The following is a 19383-nucleotide window of genomic DNA, read 5'->3' as shown; positions in this document are numbered from 1 at the left end:
TATAAAAAACAAAAATATAAAAAATCGTTCACTGCACTGAACAAAAGAAACAAATATTTATCTATTTAAAGATATTTTAATAGCAAACCGCTCGGTTTCTTCCGAGCCGCCCGCTCTGTGTATAGGTTAATTAATTATACGCAATAGGCAACCTAAATCCATTTTTATTAAATATTTAATAATGAGCCCTTAACCATTTAACAATCTTGCAGGGATAATTTCGCAACATACTTGTGACAGACACTAATCAACTAAAAAGTGAAATTATTATGCAAAGACAGATCATTTGGTTAATCTCATTGACCATCATTACATTTTTTCAAATTCCAACCAACAGCTGGGCTCAGGGTACGGAAGCAACCATTACAGGTCGTATCATGGACAACAATGGCCCCGTAAAAGGAACGTCTGTATCGGTAAAAAATGAATCTACCGGGTTTAAACAAACAACACTGACGAATCAAAATGGTATCTATACCTTTCCACAATTACCTTTAGGGTCACCGTACAGCATATCAGTAAACCATGTTGGCTATGCCGAACAAAAAAAGACCGACTATAAATTAAGCTATGGTGACGAACTCAATGTAGATTTTACCTTATCATCAGCCGAAAATAAATTGGATGAAGTCATCGTTCAGGGAACTGCAGCTGATCTAAAAAACAAGATCAAGACATTGGGTGCATCCACAGCTATTACGGCCAATGATCTCAAAAAAATGCCTGTAAATGGACGTAATTTCTCCTCGCTAATTGATTTATCACCTGTTAGCAGTGGAACAAATCTAGCCGGACAACGAGCATCTTCGACCAATTTTACGGTAGACGGCATGAATTCACGGAGTACCGTCGCTGGCGGGAACAGCGGTGGCGCCTATTCAATCTCCATGGAAGCGATTCGGGAATTCAAGGTAGTGACCAATGACTACGATGTCACGTTCGGCCGCAGCGGTGGCGGAAGTATTACCACAGTAACCAAATCAGGCACCAACACCTTAACGGGAAGTGCGTTCACTTTTGCTCGTGCGGGCTGGCTTTCGAGCAAGTACAACCTGAATGGAACGGCACGTAAACAAAAATTCTCCACCTATCAATATGGATTTTCACTTGGTGGGCCAATCATCAAGGACAAAGCCCATTTCTTTGTAACCTGGGACCGTCAAATGGATACCCGCCCACTTCAGATCGCTGATATTCAAACAACCGAGGATATTGCACGTTACAAAGTAACGCAGGCTACTTTAGATGAGTTTACCCGCATTGCTGTGGGCAAATATGGCGCTAGTGCCGATCGTCTGTTTGGCTCTTTCGACAAAAAGAAAAAGACCGATGCTGCCTTTGCCCGCATTGACTGGCAGTTGAACGATAAAAACCTATTGACAATTCGTAACAACTTTGTCTACGATATGGACAATCAACAGGAAGGGGACAATACAGGGATCAATGTTTTTGAATCTTATACCAACAGAAGATACATAAACAATAGCCTAATGGCCTCCTTGCGTACGTCTATCAACTCCAAACTGACCAACGATTTGAAGGTACAACATTTCTATGAACGCTCAGAAGCACAGCATAATGTTGCTGGATTTGATCAATCACACAGTATTCCGCGTGCGATCGTCGAATCCGTTCAATCTGTAGACGGTACAAATAAATATACCAATTCAATACAGCTTGGTGGTCAGCGTTACGCGCCAGAATGGTTCAACGGAAATATGTTACAATTGGTCAACAACCTATATTATAATACAGATAAAATCAAATATACCTTCGGTGCAGATGTCATGTATACCAACATGGACTTCCGCTACGGCAGCGAAATGAATGGTCGCTTTTATTTTACCGGTCTGCAAAATTTCGACAACCTGACTCCTTATCGCTATGCCCGTGATGTATATATGACCGACAAAGAAAACACCCTGGTCAACAATCTGGCTGTAGGCCTTTATGGACAAATGGAAGCTAAAATCGCAAGAGGTCTTGATGTTGTCGGCGGCCTACGTCTAGACAACACGAAATACCTAAAGAAGGCAACATTCAACCAAACGGTCTATGACGAACTGGGTCTCTCGACCGATAATGGGATCAATACCTTTCAGATACAGCCCCGTGTGCAGTTCAACTGGGATATCAATGAAGAAAAGAAAAATATCATCCGTTTTGGCGCTGGTATATTCGGTTCGGCCCTCAACCCCTATTCTATGTTAAACAATATGTTGTTTGATGGTTCACGCATTGCCGGTGTAGATATTACTGACCCGACCTTAATTCCCAAGCCAAATTTTGCAGGATATCGCAAGGATCCCGATACAGCTCCGGGACGTGAATTGTTGGACAATCCAAAGATTGAAAAACTTGTCACCATCAATACCAATAGTAAGGATGTGAAAGTGCCGACGGTATATAAAGCCAATATCTCCATCAATCACATTTTCACACCTTCATTACGTATCGGATTAAGTGCTTACGGAACTTGGGGACGCAACAATTATATGTATGTAGATCGCAATATGGTGGAGGACCCTTACTTTAGACTTACTGCCGAAGGTAACCGTGGGGTGTATGTTCCTGCATCGAGCATCAACACGACAAATGGTGCCGCCAACTGGACCAATAGCCGTAAAACCAAACAAATAGGCCGTGTATTAGAAATGAACAGTGAAGGGAAAAATAATTCTTACACCGTTGTACTGGACGGAACTTATCGTTATTATAAGGACGGTCAGATCACCATGTCTTACACTTGGAACGATACAAAAGATAATACCTCCTATAACGGTAATGTTGCCAACTCCGCCACCCTTTCCCTGATGGTCAAAGATGATCCACGCGACTTGAGTACGATGACATATTCGGACAATCAATTCCGCCATAAAGTCGTCTTTTATGGTACCATGCCATCATTATGGGGTGTTTCGATGGGTTTACGTTTCAGCGGAATTGCAGGAACACGCTATTCTTTAGCGGTCAATGGGAATGTCAACGGTGATTTTGTAAATTCCAACGATCTTGCCTTCGTATACGATCCAAATAACAAAAACACCCCCGATTACATCAAAACCGGCATTCAAGCTATTTTAGACGATCCAAATGCAGAGCAAAGCATCAAAAAATACATCAATGGAAACCTCGACCGCATAGCCGAACGTAACGGAGGCATCAACGGTTTTTATGGCGTATTTGACTTGCACTTGGCCAAAAATCTAAAAGTTTACAAGAAACATGGCATCGAAGCTTCGATAGACATTTTCAATGTAGCCAACCTTTTGAAAAAAACTTGGGGCGTAGGACACAATCTGGGTAAACAAAATCTATATGCCATCAAAAGCTTTGATGCAGCGAATCAACAATATGTTTATAATATGAGTTCAGGCGTTGGCGTATCTAACTTAAATGGTAATCCTTATCAAGTACAACTGGGCCTGAGATATGCATTTTAAGTAATTCAGACCCTATAAAAAGAGCAGCGAGCCATTTCCTATGAAAGAAATGGCTCGCTGCTTTTATCAGATCACTTCTATTTCTTCTCAATTCCAAAACAATGCGGAGGTTTAATGACAGCTGCTTGTGCCGGATTATTTTCCGCTTTCGCGGGGAAAACAATCTTTAAACGTCCTTTTGTTCCCTGCCATTTTGGTCCATTCTGGAGAAGGCGAACCGTTTCATTATAGAGTGATTGATCGGGTTGCCCTTCGGTACTAATATTAGTGGGCACTCCATTTTTGTCGACTGTAAAATTGACAATAATTTCGCCACCTCCTGCAGGCGCTACGGACTTCTGGTTGAGGTACTGTTCAAAAATTTTCCATCCTTCACGGGGTGTTGCATCCACCCCATCCAGCAAAGGTTGAACAGATACCCTATTTTCAGGTTCACTTAATTCTACATCCGTTGTGCGCTCAGCTTTACCGCTAAAATGTTTAAAATATAACAGGGCCAATAAAGTCACAAAAAGTACACCCGCGGTAGCACCTATGGCCAAACGCTGCCATGTGAAATACTGGGCGTGTCTTGTTGCAACAGTATCTTCCACCCTACGATTCAGGCGTTGTTGCAATAGGCTCAATTGCCGGGCATCCACACCATTTTGCAATCGGTAACCATCGATGGCATCTTGTAAAAAGGGATCTTCCAACGCTTCACGTTCCAACTGAAACATCTCCTCTTTACTCATCAAACCATGGATGTAATTATGGATCCTTGATAATTGATAATTATTTTCCATTTTCTTTCCTTTCCATACAGATTTTCAGATTGCGCTTTCCATTTTGAATAGCACTTTTGACCTTATTCAAATCATATCCAGTCAAATCTGCAATATCTTTATAACATTTTTGCTCGAGATAGAACAAACGTACACATTCCTCTTGTTCGCGGTTTAAAGTTTGCATACAGCCTTCCAGTTTCTCGAAATCCTTTTCTTCCCACTTCGCTTCACTGGTATCATTTAGCTTTTGTTCGCTTTCAAACAAATTGTTTTCAATATCAACCTGCGTCGTCCGCTTATCCTTACGTAATTGCATAAGGCAATAATTTTTACTGTAAACGTGTAACCAGCTCTTAAAATTATCGACTTCATATTGACGAAGCTTCGGTATCAGTTCTTCAAATATCTGCATCACAGCATCCTGACTACGATCGGGATCCTGTAAGTATTTAAAGCACACACCATAAAGCAAAGACATATAGGGCGAATATAGTTTCCCCAGTGTAGACAAGTCACCGCTTGTTTTATAGTGTTGTAAAAGCTCTTTTTCGTTCATGCGCAAATCATTCACCTTAATGATGATTTAATATACAAATTTCCATATATAAAAAAAGGAGCTATTCAAAATTACCGAAAAAACAAAAACCGTCCCCATGATAAAATGGAGACGGTCGATAAGAATATACTATGAATTACGGATTTAATTCCCTTGTTTCCAATTGTATCGCAGTGTAACGCCGTAAGTCCTCGGATCTGCAACTACACCTGCGTATTGCCCATAACTTCCAGGTGCCGCCAGCAACTGCTCGTAGTAATCTTTATTTGTTAGATTTCTACTCCACACAAACACCGAAATACCATTCGATCCCCTGAATCCTAGCCTGGCGTTCAAGACCGAATAGGCATCAATATTTAGGTATTGGGATGGTGAAGAACTGGACGAAAATTTAGAACGGTGAAATAGGTCTGCACCTAAAAAGTAAGATCCATTAAGCCCGATCAGCTTACCGCTTTTATTCGCTTCGCCACCCAGCGACCAGGACCATTTGGAAACACCAGGAAGGACGCCACCAGAAATATCTTTAAAAGCCTGAGCTCCGCCAACCTCTTCTAAAGGGACAGGTGCATTGGTAAATTTGACATACTTGGCATCTGTATAGGCCAGTGCTCCATTCAATCGGAGAAAATGTCCGATGTTGATGTTTCCATCCAATTCAACACCCTTTACACGCACCTTCTCGGCATTGGCCAGATAACCACGGTTCACCCCTGGTTCAGGAGTCTGCACTTGGGTCTGGTAGTCTTTGATATCCGTTTGGTAGACGGTCAGATTGAGCAGTGAATTGCGTGTTGGATTCGTCTTCACACCAATTTCCTTATGACGGACAGCCTCAGGTTTTACTTCGGCGAGATCCAGCAACACTGCTCCATTGGCTGTCGGCAATCCGCCGACGTTGATACCGACAGGTTTATAGCTGATGGAATACGTTGCGTAAGCATTTATCTTTGGATTGAAGCGATATCTTGCGGAGAGTTGACCAGAGAAATTGTCTGCATCCGCATTGACATCAAAAGTCTGATTGGTATATACACCGTTCTTTAAGGCAAGCAGGGCGGGATCTGAGGTCTGCAAACCACCATAGGTCTGCCTATCGTAGTTGGCCACCTTTTTATCGTAATTGTAGCGCAGCCCTGGGAGGATATGTAATTTTGGCGTCACAGCCCAATCAATCTGTGTATAGGCTGCCAAGCTTGTGCTTTTAATCCCGTAAACGGTCTTGATTCCAAAATTGTCAAATAATCCCGGTGTCTGCCACAAAGCACTGGTAGAGCTTTTTTGAAAACGCCAAAAGGCAGATCCTGTTTCTTCGGTATGTACGGGATCTGTGCCCAGATCCTGCCAAAGGCCAAATAAACCGACAACCCCGCTAACCTTTTCACTGATTTTTCCAGAGTATCTGAACTCCTGTGACCACTGGTTATGGACGGAATTACCTGCTGAAACGGTGTATACCGGAAGTCCTAAATAATCGCGGTCATTGAGCGGGACCCATGTCCATGTCCGCCACGCAGAGGTTGAGGTCAGTGTCCCTTCTCCAATCTTGATATCGGCATTCAATGCGACCCCACCCAATTTATTATCAGCTTTAGATTGCGTATCCAAATCTATCTTACGCTCGAAGGCACTTTTATAAGGCAACTCGTAGCCCAGATCTTTAATAATTGCATCAAATTGTCTGTAGTCTGCACGCTGTGTTTTTACAACTCCGGCAACCGCCCAGCCGTAACCATCGGGTTTTTGTGATGACACATCACCCGAAAGCACCAGTTTGATATTCTCGGTTGGGGTAAACAGCAATTGCCCTCTAAAGCCCAGGTTGTTGATATCATTGATCTTCCTATTGGTATGTACATTAAACAAGTTTCCATCCCGCTGTGTGCCAGAGAAAGAAGCTCTCGCAGCCAGGTTTTTGGCCAATGGCCCCGAGATTGAAGTCTTCGCCTGAATAAAACCTTGGTTTCCGTAGCTGACTTCCACATTGGCCTCGGGTGTGAATTGTGGTAAACGTGAGGTTATATTAAATGCACCTGCTGTTGTATTCTTTCCAAAGAGTGTACCTTGAGGTCCACGTAGCACCTCTATCTGGTCGATATCAATAAAGTCCAGCCAAGTCGCGGCAGGGCGGGCGATATATACACCATCAAGATAAAATCCTACACCAGGATCGATACCATCATTGGTGAGGCCATAAGTTGAGCCCAGTCCCCGGATATTAAGCGTCGTATTACGTGCATTCGATGCATATAACTGAACTGTAGGTACAAGCTCTTTCAGTCGATTGACATTAAATGCCCCTGCATCCTCCAATGCAGCGCCACGAATAATCGATACGGGAATCGGAACATCCTGTAACTGCTCCTTACGACGGCGTGCGGTGACCACTACTTGATCCAATGCTTCCAATCGTGGGGTAAGCTCAATCACTGCTGGAGAATGGTCCACCACGATATGACGAGTTTGATAACCAACAATGGATACGATCAATGAAAATGGCAATTTTTGTCCAGTTACAAACTGGAAAACGCCTTTACTGTCGGTTTTCACCTGGTGTGTAACGGCCTCCAACTGAACCGTTACGCCTTGCAGGGGCTCTTTTGTTACGGCGTCAATTACGGTACCTGTTAACGAGGCATTTATAATAGGTTTAGGGTTTTCTACTTGCGCGTAGGTATGGTAAGAACCTGTTAAAAGCAAGCTAAAAATGACGCTAATTCGAAAAATAGCATTTTTTTTCATAAATTTATTCAGTTTAATGGTGAATCTAAAACAAGTGCCAACGCCAATCGATACTTGCTTCATTGTTAAAGCTTTGTAAAAGGGAAGCCTCGGCTTCCCTTTTCTAATATAAGAGAGTGTAAGAGAGAAATTTTAACAACACATTCGTTTCTTGTCACTTTTTAGGGTAACAACAGATCCTTCTACCGAAGCAACCAATAAATTTGTTTTTGGAGAGTAATTTTGTTTCATTCTTTTTATCTTGTTATTTTCTTTTATTTCCTGCTGCATAAACGAATCCGTATATGCACTTATCAGGCGGCAATTTCAAACAACTTTCATCACATTTCTTTTTTATAAAATCAATTTCATGGCTAGTTCGATTCATAATCAAGTCAGTCCTTTTTGCCCGCCTTCCTATTTATCTGTAAATCAGATAACGATACAAATATATAAATATTTTTTAAAAGACTACTAATTTGATAGATTTAATGATATATTTTTTAAAAAAAGCCATTAAACCTTAATTTTAAGACACTTAAAGCAAATAAAAAGTGCTTCGAATTTCTTTCAGCATGAAAAAAATCATGAAGGCAGCCATCCTAATCACCAACAATCCAGCGAAAATCAAGAAGCAAGCGATTTTATAAAAAACGAAGATCTGTGCTACGAATCAGAAAAAAATTCACGCATAAACCCTTGATGAAAAAGCATAAAAAAAGCCGTCCTAGTTAGACGGCCATCTTTACAGTCATATTTTAACGATCTATTTCACCTTGAAACACTTACCGTCTTAGCGAAATAGCACCAGAGCAATCAATAAGGTAATAATAACATTAAAAGTCTGCGCAATCAGAAAAGCATATAGCGGTTTCTTGTTATCTTGAGCAAAAAGATCCTTAAAGTTCGTTTCCAAACCAATGGATGTAAATGCCAAGGTAAACCAGAGGCCCTGTAAATTTTTCAAACTTCCTTTGACGGCATCAATCTTCTCGGGAGATATCACGAATGAAAAGAGCAGCGATGCAAATACAAATCCCAACACAAACTTCGGGAAACGTTCCCATATAATTTTTAGCGTAGGCTTATCCCGCTTGGTTTCATCATCAACCGATTTCGCATAAGTCCAATAAATACTGATTGCAAAAGCAGCCAGCCCCAACAATACGTTTTGGGAAAATTTCACAATGGTACTGATCTTCAACGCTTCTTCTCCTACCAGCGAACCTGAAGCCACGACAGCACCAGTTGTATCAATACTCCCGCCGAGCCAAGCACCGGTAACTTCTTGCGACAAGCCCATCCACTCCGCCATATAAGGCATGAAAATCATCATTGGAATCGCTGTAATAAGGACCAGTGAAATGACATAGGAAAGCTTTTTGCTATCGCCTTTGATTGCTCCCGAAGTTGCTATCGCTGCGGAAACACCACAAATAGATACTGCACTCGACAGCATCAGCGACATCTCCTTGTCAATCTTTAATTTTTTACAGATCCAGAACGCAAAGTACCAAACAGACAATACGACAGCCAGCGCTTGAATAAGTCCCAAGGATCCCGCTTTCAGGATATCCCCGAAGATCACGGTAGTCCCGAGCAGAATTAGGCCTATCTTCACATACAGCTCGGTACTGAGCGCCTCTTTAAACCAATTCGGCAGTTTAAAGCAATTGCTGATGACTAAACCGATAATCAAACTAAAAATTACAGCTTCGAGATTGTATTCTTTAACCGTTGCATTCCCTGCCAGCACCAATGCAAATACGGTAAGGATAAATACAACAGGAAATACAACGAATAAATGTTTTACAGATTTCCCCAAAAGAAAGGCACCCAATATCGCGGTAACGAATACAAAAATAAACTGCTCAAAAAGCTTCATTAAATTTGTCGGGTCGAAAACCGTTGTGACGAGTTCGGCGGAATTACTCCACGAAAAACTAGGTACCGGTGCAACAATTCCTGAGAGTGCGAGAAATATGGTAGCGATCCCCAAAATGACGACTACCCAGTCTTCTGTAAATGTAAATGATCTTGAAGATGTCATATAATGGTTAGGGTTTAAAAGGTTAAATTTAGCATAATTACAGTGACTTTCTAGGATTGTAACACAAAAATGGCCGAAGATTTCTCTCCGGCCATCAACCAAAACCAATAATCTATTATCAATCAAAAACAATATTTATTCTCATCTATCAATTTCTTTGCGATTCGCTGACGTGCATCTTTCACATTAAATGGCTGTGCTTTCGTGAATCTGCGCAAACCAACCAACATCATATTCAGTTCATCACCTTCACCAAAAGAATATAATGCTTCTTTACCGGCAGCGCTGATTTTATCAATAGCGCCATACAGATAGATCTTAGCCATATCTTTTGCATAGTCTGCTTTATCAGATCCTGTATGCAGCAATTTTTCTGCGCGCAACAAAACTGACTCGGTGATATAAACATACCCGATAATATCTGCAATATTCATGAGGATTTCCTCTTCTTTGGAAAGAGACATCATCAATTTTTGCACTGCTGCTCCCGCAATCAATAATCCTGCTTTTTTAAGGTTTGCCACAATTTTCTTTTCTGCAGCAAAAGGTGCATCGTCCTCTTCACCAAAATCCGGAATAGCGAGAAGCTCTCCGGCTACAGCTTGCGCAGGATCCATCAGATCCAATTCACCCTTCATGGCCCGTTTTAACAGCATGTCAACGACAAGCAATCGATTCACTTCATTCGTACCTTCAAAGATCCTGTTGATCCGTGAATCCCGATAAGCGCGTTCCATTGGCGCATCTGCTGAGTAACCCATTCCACCATAAATCTGTACCCCTTCGTCTACCACATAATCCAACATCTCCGAGCACCATACTTTGATGATCGCACACTCAATTGCAAACTGCTCCACCGACTTCAATTTTGCTTTTGCTTCATCCATCCCGCCGGCAATCAATGCATCGTAGGCATCATCAATATTTTGACCGGCACGATACGATGCCGACTCCACAGCAAACAAACGTGTTGCCATCTCAGCCAGCTTATAACGAATGGCGCCAAATTTAGAAATCGGCAGATTAAACTGCACACGTTCATTGGCATACTGCACCGCATGGTTGATCACCATACGTGCCGAACCGATCGTGGCAGCGCCCAGTTTTATACGACCAATATTCAGGATATTTACAGCAATCTTAAATCCATTTTCACGATCAGAAAGCATATTCTCTACAGGAACGGCGCAATCGTTGAAAAAGATCTGACGTGTTGAAGATCCCTTGATACCCAATTTATGTTCTTCGGGATTCATCGTGATGCCACCAAAATCTTTCTCGACAATAAATGCCGTCAGGTTTTTATCATCATCGATTTTTGCAAATACGATAAAGATATCTGCAAAACCACCGTTTGTAATCCACATTTTTTGTCCGTTGATCAAATAATGTGTCCCTTCGGCATTTAATTTTGCGGAAGTACGGCCCGAATTTGCGTCCGATCCAGCATTGGGCTCTGTCAAACAATACGACGCCTTCCATTCACCAGTAGCAAGCTTTGGAACATATTTCGCCTTTTGGGCATCATTACCATAATACAAAATAGGCAGCGTACCGATTCCCGTATGAGCAGACAATGCGACAGCAAAAGAAAACCCGCCACCTACCGCATCGGCAACAAGCATAGAAGTATTGAAATTCTTGCCGAAACCACCATATTCTTCGGGAATAGAAACACCCAACATCCCCAGTTCACCGGCCTTATCCATCAAACTAGGCATAAGTCCTTCTTCTTGCGCATCGATACGGTCCAGCTTGTTCAATACTTCCGTATCCAAGAAATCCAAGCAGGTCTGACGAATCATTTTGGCTTCTTCATCAAATTCTTCCGGAATAAAAACGGCTGTATAGGGAGTCTCTCTAATCACGAACTCTCCGCCTTTAATTGCTTTATTGTCCATTTTGTTTAAGATTAAGGAGCAAGGAATAAAGAGTAAAGATTGACTCTCAATACCCTATTGCTTTGCTTCTATTGTTTTTAAAAATGTTGTTATTCGTTTTTGCAGTGTAACCACTTGTTCAATTATTTTGACATTATGATCTGATGGAATGTATTCGAATCTCTCTGCAAGAACCAGTTGCGTTTCTATTTCAAAGCAGGATCCCAAAGATATTTTTAAGAAATGAGCAAATTCCTTATTTGAACTACGAGAAGATCCTTCCGCAATATTTGATGGAACGGAAACCGCACAACGTCGCAATTGACTGGTTAAACCAAATTTTTCATCAACAGGGAATAATCTGGTTGTTTCTAAAAGAATTTGAGCCAAATCCATTGCTCCTTTCCAAATTTCTAAATTCCTAAAATTATGCATCTTTTATCTTTGCTCCTTGTTCTTTACTCCTAAGATCAAAGTAACTCAAAAATACCAGCAGCTCCTTGACCAGTTCCGACACACATCGTCACCATGCCATATTTTTTGCCTCTGCGTTTCAACTCGTTTAAGACTTGGACCGTCAATTTAGCTCCTGTACATCCAAGAGGATGCCCTAAAGCTATGGCACCGCCATTGACATTTACTTTCTCTTCGTCTAATCCAAGTTCACGAATTACGGCTAGCGATTGAGAGGCGAAAGCTTCATTCAGCTCAAAGAGATCAATATCTTCCTTTTTAAGACCGGCTCTTGCCAAAGCCTTGGGTATGGCATAGATAGGTCCAATACCCATAATGCGAGGTGGAACACCTGCTACAGCAAAACTAACGAGCTTTGCTATAGGTTTTACACCAAGCTCTTTCACTTTTGCTTCAGACATCACCAAGACAAATGCAGCCCCATCAGAAGTTTGTGAGGAATTCCCTGCTGTCACGGAACCATTCGCTGCAAAAACTGGTTTTAATTTCCCTAAAGCCTCCAGGGAAGTATCAGCTCGAGGACCTTCATCCGTATCAACGACATATTCACGCGTTGCAATCTTGCCGTCTTTCAAGTAATTTTCCTTTACGGTGATAGGCACAATACCATCTTTCAAATGACCATTTTGAATAGCTGCAACTGCCTTTTGATTTGATTTAAGTGCAAAAGCATCCTGATCTTCACGTGAGACATTGTAATCTTTGGCTACAGCTTCGGCAGTCAATCCCATACCCCAATACCAATCGGGATGCTCTTTTGCTACGACAGGATTAGGAACAATTTTCCAACCTCCAAAGGGCATTCCGGACATCACCTCTACCCCACCGGCGATAATAACATCTGCCATGCCAGTCTTGATCTTTGCGACCGCTGTTGCAATAGTCTCCAAACCTGAAGCGCAGTACCGATTAACGGTTACTCCCGGGACCTTATCCGTATCCAATCCCATCAGTGAAATGAAACGAGCCATATTGAGTCCCTGCTCCGCTTCCGGCATCGCATTCCCAACGATGACATCGTCTATATCTTCTTTATTTAAATTTGGCACAGTGGATACAAGATGTTTAATAACATCCGTGGCTAAATCATCCGCCCGCATGAAGCGAAATACTCCCCGCGGCGCTTTGCCTACTGCTGTACGAAATCCTGCTACTATGTATGCTTCCATTATTTTTATTTTTTTCGTGAGTAGTGATTTTTAGTTCCGTAAAGGCTTACCCTTGGTCAGCATAAATTGAATCCTTTCAAGCGTTTTGCGTTCGGCACAAAGCTCGAGGAAAGTTTTACGTTCAAGATCCAGTAGATACTGTTCAGATACTTCGGTCGGTGACGATAAATTTCCACCACACATCACCCAGCCTAGTTTTTCTGAGATCTTTCGATCATAATCAGAGATATAATTACCTTCACGCATCGATGAAGCCCCCACATACACGATCCCTAATCCTTGGTTTCCTAAAACCTTGATATCATTGCGTGGAGCAGGCTGAACATAACCCGCATCAGCCAATTCCAGTGCCTTTGCTTTGGCATCTGCCAAAAGGCGGGCACGGTTCATTGTAACGGCAAATTTATCTTTCTGCAAATAGCCTAGTTCATAGGCTTCATAAGCAGAAGTCGAAACTTTCGCCTGCCCAATGGTCAGGAATTTATCTTTCAAGGTGTTCTGAACAATCTGATCCTCCTTAAATTCCTCCGAGGCACGTAGTGTAAATTCTTTGGTTCCACCGCCACCGGGAATAACACCAACGCCAAGTTCAACCAAGCCCATATAGGTTTCGGCGTGAGCCTGAACAAAATCAGCATGCATGGAGAATTCACAGCCCCCACCGAGGGTCATTTGAAATGGCGCAACGACTACAGGTATTGACGAATAGCGTAAGCGCATGGATGTATTTTGAAAGGCACGGACTGCCATATTCAATTCATCAAAATCCTGTTCTACGGCCATCATGAAAATCATTCCAATGTTGGCGCCAGCAGAAAAGTTCTTCCCATCATTGGACACCACTAAACCGCGATATTCCTTTTCAGCGAGATCAATAGCTTTATTCAAGCCCTGGATAACATCTCCGCCGATGGTATTCATCTTGGTATGAAATTCACAGTTAATGACACCATCGCCAAGATCAATAATAGAAACCCCCGTATTTTTCCAGATTGTATTACTTTCCCGAATATGATCCAATACGATCAGATCTTCCGTTCCGGGAATAGCTTTATAAGATTTGGTCGCAATATCATAATAGTGACGTACACCATTTTCAATTTTATAGAATGATTCACATCCCGCTTCCAACATCTCGTGTACCCAGGAAGCAACCTCCCCATCCTGACCTGGAAGTCGTTTTTCTTCGGCCTTAATTTTAGCTAAGGTCTCTCGGACACCTAGCGCATCCCATACTTCAAATGGTCCTAACTCCCAACCAAATCCAGCACGCATGGCATCATCAATGCGGAAGAAGTCATCTGTAATTTCGGGAACACGGCGGGACACATATTCAAACAAGGGATAATGCATGGCACGGAAAAGTTCCGCCGCTTTATCTCCCCCTTGTTCATATACTTTCATCCGCTTGCGGATATCCTCCACAGGCTTGGTGGCTTCCAAAGTTGCTGATTTCACTTTTTGCTGTGAACCAAATTCCAGTGTTTTTAGATTTAGAGACAAAATCTCCGAATTACCATCGGCAGCTTTTACTTTTTCATAAAACCCTTTCTTGGTTTTCTCACCCAACCATTTATTCTCTACCATCTTACTGATGAATGTTGGAAGTTGAAAGACACCCTTGGCTTCATCTTCAGGCGCATTTTGTGCCAGCCCATTGGCAACATTCACCAGGGTATCAAGCCCTACAACATCAGCCGTACGAAAAGTTGCCGATTTGGGATGCCCCATTGCGGGACCGGTATATTTGTCGACCTCTTCCACGGTTAACCCAAGAGGTTCCACCAAATGAGTAACCGCCAACATCGAATAAACACCGATACGATTACCAATAAATGCAGGTGTATCTTTACATAATACAACAGATTTTCCCAGCATCTTATCGCCAAAATGAAGAATAAAGTCAACGACCTCAGGCTTCGTGTGCGGTGTGGGAATAACCTCCAATAAAGGAAGATAGCGTGGCGGATTGAAGAAGTGTGTACCGCAGAAATGATCTTTAAAATCTTCACTTCTGTCCGCTGTCATTAAATGAATAGGAATACCAGAAGTATTGGAAGTAATCAATGTTCCAGGTTTACGAAATTGCTCAACACGCTCAAAAACAGACTTTTTAACATCAAGTCGCTCAACAACAACCTCTATGATCCAGTCCACATGAGCAATGTCTTTTAGATTATCATCAAAATTACCTGTTTTGATACGTCTGACAAATGACTTGCTATAAATTGGCGAAGGGTTTGTTTTTAAAGCCGTTTCTAGGGAGCTGTTGACAATTCGGTCCCGAACAACCTTACTCTCCAGCGTGAGACCTTTGGCTTGTTCCGCTGGCAGCAGTTCACGTGGAACGATATCCAACAATAAAACCTCAACACCAATGTTAGCAAAATGACAAGCAATTCGCGAGCCCATAACACCCGAACCGAGAACCGCCACTTTTCTAATATTTCTGTTCATCATAACATATTTATTATGCACTTCTGTACATTTGGTTTAACTTCTAAACGATTACTTCTTCCTTGTAACTGGTTGCAAGCTCATTGAGTTTCGCTAAAGAAGCAATCAATTGATCACGTTCATTTTCTGAAAAATTATCCGCTAAGTATTGATTGAAATTACGCACCACATCCTTGGCAATTCTTCTTTTCTCCCGACCCAATTCAGTCAAGTATACTTTTACAGATCTCTTGTCGGTCTCACTCGTCTCACGGTATATAAATCCCAATGACTCCAAATTATTCAACACCCGAGACAAACTAGTTGTTTTAACTCCTGTCAAATTTGCAATCTGAGAAACAGGTGTACCCTCTTTATGAATGTTAATCAAAATATAACCTGCGGCCTGGGTAAAACCGTACTGCGAAGCAATTTGATTATATTTATTGGCAATTGTCTGCCAGCCTGTTTTTAAAAAATAGTCGATTGTCTGATTTTGGTTCATAAGCGTACTCACAAGCTTTTTGTTATGCTTGCATAACAAATATACCAGTTAGTAATCAAAATAACAAGATCCAAAATATAAATTTTGTCATATATTCGTCAGCATGACTGCGCTTCATATTTCTTAGCTGAATTTGCCAATAATAGAAAATGTGGAAAACTTTTAAGCACTGAAATACAACTAAATAAAACAAAACACAAAACTTTTATTAACAGCCCCTGTTTAATAATCAAAATTAATTCCGTTAACTTTGTCCTGAACAAACATCAACACCGTATGGCTTTAGTAAACATACCTCGCTTGGACTTGCTACATTATACTCAAGGAACCCAAGAACAACGAAATCAATTCATCCAAGATATTGGCAAGGCTTTTAACGAAACGGGCTTTGTAACGATTGCAAATCATGGCTTATCAAAAGAGCTGATTGAAGAATTATATCAGGTAGTTCCTGAGTTTTTTGGTTTGCCGACCGAGACGAAGGAAAAATATGAATTTCCAGAACTTGCAGGTCAACGTGGCTATACAGCAAAAGGAAGAGAAAAAGCGAAAGATGCGAAGACTCCTGATTTAAAGGAATTTTGGCAACGCGGTCAAACGATCGTTGGTGAAGAATACTCCAAAGCAGATTTTCCGGACAATCCTGAAGTGGCTGAAATACCTCGCTTTAATGGTGTGACAGCGGAGGTCTATAAAAAATTAGAAGATACAGGCCGGGACTTATTAAAAGCGATTGCTACCTACCTTGATCTGGAAGAAGATTACTTTGAAAAATATGTTATCAATGGTAATTCTATTCTACGTGCAATACACTACTTTCCAATCAGCGATCCTGATGCCTTATCTCCAGATGCCGTACGTGCAGGCGCTCACGAAGATATCAACCTTATCACCTTATTGATTGGGGCTAGTGCGGATGGACTTGAAGTATTGACAAAAGACGGAGAATGGTTCCCTATCAAAGCCAAAGGTGAAGATATCGTCATCAATGTGGGTGATATGTTGCAACGGTTAACAAACAATAAGTTGAAATCCACTACGCATCGCGTAGTAAACCCGCCACGTGAAAAAATGGGCACTTCCCGTTTTTCTATTCCATTCTTTTTACACCCAAAATCCGCCATGAGTTTGGCTTCATTAGATTCCTGCATCGATGCAGAACACCCGAAAGTCTATGAAGATTATACCGCCGGTCAATACCTGGATGAACGCTTAAGAGAAATCGGATTAAAAATGTAACACTCCGCATCATTTAAATTGGTTTAAATGAGCAGAACAGCATATAAAAAAGAAATGGCCGATCCTAGAATCGGCCATTTCTTTTTTATATGCTATGAAAGCTATTTCAATTTATAACCTATACCGACATTCATAAAGATATTATGCAATCCAAAACTAATACTTTCAAATCCGGTTTTCATAATATTATTGAAGCCATAATCCAACTGTGCCAACGCAAAGAATCTTTTGTCGATAGCATAATGGGCTCCCAAACTCATACCAACATCAATACTCCTAACACTTTCCGAGAAATCATAATCGGCATTATCCACAACAATCTTATTTCCAGTAGGTTCTTCATGTCTAAGATAGCCATTGTAAGCCTCACCATAGAATTCCTTTTTTACCGCAAAAGAAATATAAGGACCTGCCTGCACATTCCAACGATTTGAAAGCTGATAAGTCGCTTGAATCGGCACAGACAGATACAGATTATGCACTTTAGTTGTAATATCACCGGTATAATAACCTCTCAACTCCTCTTTTGCATCATTCACAGCATTGAATGTCGTCTTGTATCCTTTAACAGTCGCTTTCGTATCCATTCCCTTTCCTTCGAAGACGAGTCCCAAAGATACTCCCCATTTGGGATCAATACGATAGTTTGCCCTTGTTCCGACAAAAAAGGGAACATTCGGATTATAGCTTTTAATTTTTCGGATCTCACGTGGCAATGAAAGCGGTGCGGCTCCGCCGATCTTACTGCCAACCATCACATCAAAACCTAATTTACTTTCACCCGATGTATTTTCCTGCGCATTTGCAACAGACCCTATCAAAACCATCGCAGCCACTGCGATTGTATATTTTATCATTTTCATTATTTCTTCGTTACAATTTTGAGATCATCCACCGTTAACTTACTACCGACAGCACCAATAAAATTATCACCATATTTACTCGAAGACATCACAATAGCAATGCTATAATCCAAATTGGCAACGTCAGCATCAGTTACTTTCGCCGTGTACTTAAATGGCAATGTAAACTTGACAAAACCATTGGTCGCTGTTGCGCCACCATTTTCCAGCCTGGCTATAGCCACTATACTTGGATCTTTCAAAATATTATGTCCGGTCAAATAGGAAACTTTCTTCTTCGGATCAGGCTCCGAATCCATCAGCTGCTTGCGATTATAAAAAACCGCATAGATATCACAGGAATCTTTGGTATTGACCGGCTTCATGTTTTCGTCCGTCACCGTCGCGCCAGGACTATATTTATAGTAACCTTCCAAAACCAACGGTATCTGATTGAAAGGAAGACCAAACTGCGTTGCCGAAAGTGGATCTGTCAATACAGGCCCCGTATCAAACGCTCCTATAAAAAGATTTCCGGCAGCAATAGGTTTCTTGAACATCGCCCCAAAAGCACCGGTCAACTTCGTTTCCAATAAAGCCGCTTTCGATCCTGAATGTGCATCCGAACTCGTTTTAGTAGGATATGACTCGGGCTCCTTTGTACCTCCTCCCAAGCTCAATGTCAAGGAGAAACTTGGATTTCCGGAAGCCCAATTATAGAAATCCTGGCCATCAATTTTATTGTAAAATATGGTGTATTTATCATCTTTATCGATCGCCGTATCTTCAAAGCCATATTCTGTTGGAACAAATCCACCATCTGTTTTCACAATTTTAATCAGGTAGTTCTTTGTAAACTGATGATCTTCGGACGTAACTTTATAATATACGCCGTTTTTTAGCAATTCATCAACAATTACTTTATTCATATCCTGAGTTCCGACCGGCATTTTCAAAGAATCCTTCAAAAGCTCAATCGAGGCACCAGGAGTCAGGTCAAAAGTCATATTCAACTTGGTAAGATCATGAATATTGGGCTGAAGATAAAGTGTAACTTGCGTATTTGAGATGACCGGGTTCAGCAAGAAGACATCTTCATCGGCATGAACACCGACAATATCCGCTTCCATATTTAGCGCTTCTTCCTTTATACAACTTCCCAAACTGAAAAGAAGCATAAAACAGATTAACCACGAGTAATTTCGTGTTCGTTTCATAAAAATAATATTTAGTGTAAATTTAATGATCGATGTTATTGAGCGATACATCGAGTTAGCAAAGCTACTATTCCTCGCTCCAAA

General features: G+C 41.4%; 13 protein-coding genes. 2 read left to right on the top strand and 11 right to left on the bottom strand.

Annotated elements, in window-relative coordinates; genetic code table 11:
- The first annotated feature begins 269 nt into the window (after positions 1–269).
- A complete protein-coding gene (locus tag L1283_RS13240; protein WP_429626250.1) occupies positions 270–3443 on the top strand; it encodes a carboxypeptidase regulatory-like domain-containing protein in 3174 nt (1057 codons plus the stop codon).
- Positions 3444–3520: 77 nt separating this feature from the next.
- Here the strand turns inward: L1283_RS13240 and L1283_RS13235 are convergent, their stop codons facing one another.
- The 9 genes from L1283_RS13235 to L1283_RS13195 form a co-directional block, all read right to left on the bottom strand.
- Positions 3521–4228: a hypothetical protein gene (locus tag L1283_RS13235; protein ID WP_429626249.1), complete on the bottom strand. Its 708-nt coding sequence runs from the start codon at positions 4226–4228 to the stop codon at positions 3521–3523.
- Positions 4218–4766, bottom strand: coding sequence for an RNA polymerase sigma factor (locus L1283_RS13230; protein WP_075994424.1), 549 nt, complete (start codon positions 4764–4766; stop codon positions 4218–4220). Before L1283_RS13230 ends, L1283_RS13235 begins: the two co-directional genes overlap by 11 nt.
- Before the next feature lie 144 nt (positions 4767–4910).
- On the bottom strand, positions 4911–7508 hold the full coding sequence (locus L1283_RS13225; protein ID WP_075995000.1) for a TonB-dependent receptor: 2598 nt from the start codon (positions 7506–7508) through the stop codon (positions 4911–4913).
- Positions 7509–8280: 772 nt separating this feature from the next.
- The gene (locus L1283_RS13220) at positions 8281–9537 is read right to left on the bottom strand and encodes a YeiH family protein (RefSeq protein ID WP_429626248.1); all 1257 of its coding nucleotides are present in this window, start codon (positions 9535–9537) and stop codon (positions 8281–8283) included.
- A 122-nt stretch (positions 9538–9659) separates the two neighbouring features.
- On the bottom strand, positions 9660–11438 hold the full coding sequence (locus tag L1283_RS13215) for an acyl-CoA dehydrogenase family protein (protein WP_429626247.1): 1779 nt from the start codon (positions 11436–11438) through the stop codon (positions 9660–9662).
- A gap of 54 nt (positions 11439–11492) precedes the next feature.
- Positions 11493–11852, bottom strand: coding sequence for a four helix bundle protein (locus L1283_RS13210; protein ID WP_075994426.1), 360 nt, complete (start codon positions 11850–11852; stop codon positions 11493–11495).
- Between the two features lie 35 nt (positions 11853–11887).
- The gene (locus L1283_RS13205; protein WP_075994427.1) at positions 11888–13060 is read right to left on the bottom strand and encodes an acetyl-CoA C-acyltransferase; all 1173 of its coding nucleotides are present in this window, start codon (positions 13058–13060) and stop codon (positions 11888–11890) included.
- A gap of 30 nt (positions 13061–13090) precedes the next feature.
- Positions 13091–15520 carry a 3-hydroxyacyl-CoA dehydrogenase/enoyl-CoA hydratase family protein gene (locus tag L1283_RS13200; RefSeq protein WP_286734439.1) on the bottom strand — a complete coding sequence of 810 codons (2430 nt, stop codon included), beginning with the start codon at positions 15518–15520 and terminating at the stop codon, positions 13091–13093.
- Positions 15521–15560: 40 nt separating this feature from the next.
- Positions 15561–16001 carry a MarR family winged helix-turn-helix transcriptional regulator gene (locus tag L1283_RS13195; protein ID WP_075995002.1) on the bottom strand — a complete coding sequence of 147 codons (441 nt, stop codon included), beginning with the start codon at positions 15999–16001 and terminating at the stop codon, positions 15561–15563.
- A gap of 276 nt (positions 16002–16277) precedes the next feature.
- Between L1283_RS13195 and L1283_RS13190 the strand changes: the two genes are divergently transcribed.
- Complete coding sequence (locus tag L1283_RS13190) at positions 16278–17240, top strand: isopenicillin N synthase family dioxygenase (RefSeq protein WP_088163168.1); 963 nt, start codon at positions 16278–16280, stop codon at positions 17238–17240.
- 101 nt (positions 17241–17341) lie between these two features.
- Here L1283_RS13190 and L1283_RS13185 read toward each other — a convergent pair whose 3' ends face one another.
- Both L1283_RS13185 and L1283_RS13180 read right to left on the bottom strand, forming a co-directional pair.
- Positions 17342–18097 carry a porin family protein gene (locus tag L1283_RS13185; protein ID WP_232475631.1) on the bottom strand — a complete coding sequence of 252 codons (756 nt, stop codon included), beginning with the start codon at positions 18095–18097 and terminating at the stop codon, positions 17342–17344.
- 5 nt (positions 18098–18102) lie between these two features.
- Positions 18103–19299, bottom strand: a complete 1197-nt coding sequence (locus L1283_RS13180; RefSeq protein WP_286848277.1) for a PCMD domain-containing protein — start codon at positions 19297–19299, stop codon at positions 18103–18105.
- Positions 19300–19383 lie beyond the last annotated feature (84 nt).

The sequence above is a fragment of the Sphingobacterium sp. HSC-15S19 genome, from assembly GCF_050433745.1.
Classification (GTDB): Bacteria; Bacteroidota; Bacteroidia; order Sphingobacteriales; family Sphingobacteriaceae; genus Sphingobacterium; species Sphingobacterium siyangense.
This window is presented reverse-complemented; position numbering and strand designations above follow the sequence as displayed.